The sequence below is a fragment of the Tenacibaculum amylolyticum genome (assembly GCF_964511145.1).
GTDB lineage: Bacteria > Bacteroidota > Bacteroidia > Flavobacteriales > Flavobacteriaceae > Polaribacter > Polaribacter amylolyticum.
The window spans coordinates 1-1,895 of the sequence record NZ_CAZEFZ010000055.1; the positions used below are offsets into that span (position 1 = coordinate 1).

Here is a 1,895-nt window from a genome sequence, read left to right on the forward strand (position 1 = left end):
AAAATGAAGTGTAAATTTATATTAGGATTAAGATAAAAAGGTGTAAACCTATTTTAGGACGATACATTCTTTTGCAGTTTCTTGCGTTTTATTGCGTTTTATTGCGTTTTTAATTCTAACGGAGTTAAAAAACAATAGAGTAAAGATTTAAAACAATGATTAATAGTTTTTTAACCATAAACAAAGACTCTGTCTTGTCATTTTGCGTAAACTTGCATTTTCTTGCGTTTATGGCTTGCAGGCTTATTAATTCGTATAATATAACCTTAGCATATCTTTGTTCTTATGATACCATTGTTCGTATTGTTTTTCAATTTCCTTTCCCATGGCTATAAAATCATCTACTGTTTCTCCTAGATTTGGAGTATAACCTATATAAAACACTTTTGCCTTACTCATTGGACGGTGTAATCCGTCTACAATCTTAAAAACTCGTTGGTTTTGTACTACTTTTTCAGTTAAATAGCATTGTAAATTTTCCTTTTTCATCTGTTTTATTATGTATTCATTTCAATTTTTATTAATTGTATTTTAGCTTAGATATTGTAGTCTATTAAGCTGTTTTTTTTATTTCCTCTATACGTCTTGTTAATTCACTTACATAGCTTTGTGGTAAATTATCTTTTACATAGTTATATACCTGTGCTGCTGTATATTTTCCTTTTTCATAGGCTTTTATTGTATTCTCAAAACGTTGTCTCATTTTGATTTTGCGTTTTCTTGCACTTTCTTGCTGTTGGCTTTCTTTCTGTTTTTCAATCTTGTTTTGCTGGTATTTCAAATGACTTTTCCAAATAGAGTGCAAACCATAAAACCCGATACCACTGGAAGCTTTGCGGTGAACATCAAAATACAAAGACGGGTATAATGCGGGAATCTTTGATTTTAAAAACCATTTACGGGCGAAATCTAGCTTCCAGCGGTACTCTTTTAGCTTGTTTAATAGTGTTTCTTTTTGTGTAATTCCCTTAAATAAAGTCTGGTTAAGGCTGTTAATTGCGTTTTTCCAACTCCCCACGTGTACGCTCTGGTGATCCTTCCAAATCTTAGCTGATGATTTTACAAAATCCTGTATCAACACGCTTCTAAATTCTTCGATAGTTACATCGGCGTACTGAATAACTTTTTGCAAGTAATGATAGCTTAGCCCCTTGTAATTGTCATATTTTCCCACTGAAAGTTCCTGTGCAAGCATCTTTTCTTCCATCAATTTGGCAAGAAAACTAACCGTAATCGTGTTATTTGTATTTTGTGATTTCGCGCCAGTTTTTAAAAAATCTGGCAATATTTTTCGAATCGTCGCTACATTTTCCCGCGGGCTAGTTTGTTTTGCATTACTTATTCTGATGGTGGTCTTGTAGCTCTCTGCAAGAGATACGTTTTGCTGCTGCATTAAACCACATTCATTTTCTTTATGAAAAATTAAAAAGTCTTTCTTTTTATTTCTTTTTAAAACTTTATTATTATCACTATTATCTGGTAAAACTTTCCACCCACCACCTTTAAAAAACTGATTTTCATTAAATTGTCGTTTTGGCGGTTTTCCGTCCAAAATAGCTACAATCTCAGGGTTAAAATTCACCGAAATTGGCTTGTTTTGGTTCGCACAAGTATAGTTGATTAATACCTTAGCTTCACGTAAACGTTTAACATGGTTTCTAGCGGTTTTCTTACAAAAAGAGAACCTTTGTACACCTTCTTTCTTGTGAGTGGCTAATTTGCGCTGATCTATCCTTAATTTAGGTAAATCACTTTTTAAAACACGTGTAGAACTATTGGTTGCAGCTAAATACGTGTTACGCTCTTTAAGCTGACTAATATAAAAGCCCAATAGCGTATTAAATACAAGCTCTGTAGGAAATTTGATAGTTTGAAGACGTTTTTTAGGCAAGTAG

1 protein-coding gene is annotated in these 1,895 nt (G+C 32.7%); it reads right to left on the reverse strand.

The window, feature by feature from the left end:
• Positions 1–246: 246 nt before the first annotated feature.
• A complete protein-coding gene (locus tag ACKTTC_RS13100; RefSeq protein WP_408040286.1) occupies positions 247–489 on the reverse strand; it encodes a hypothetical protein in 243 nt (80 codons plus the stop codon).
• Between the last annotated feature and the right edge of the window lie 1,406 nt (positions 490–1,895).

Coding starts and splice junctions, on each gene's coding strand:
- ACKTTC_RS13100 (WP_408040286.1), bottom strand. CDS start 489: ATGAAAAAGGAAAATTTACAATGCTATTTAACTGAAAAAGTAGTACAA.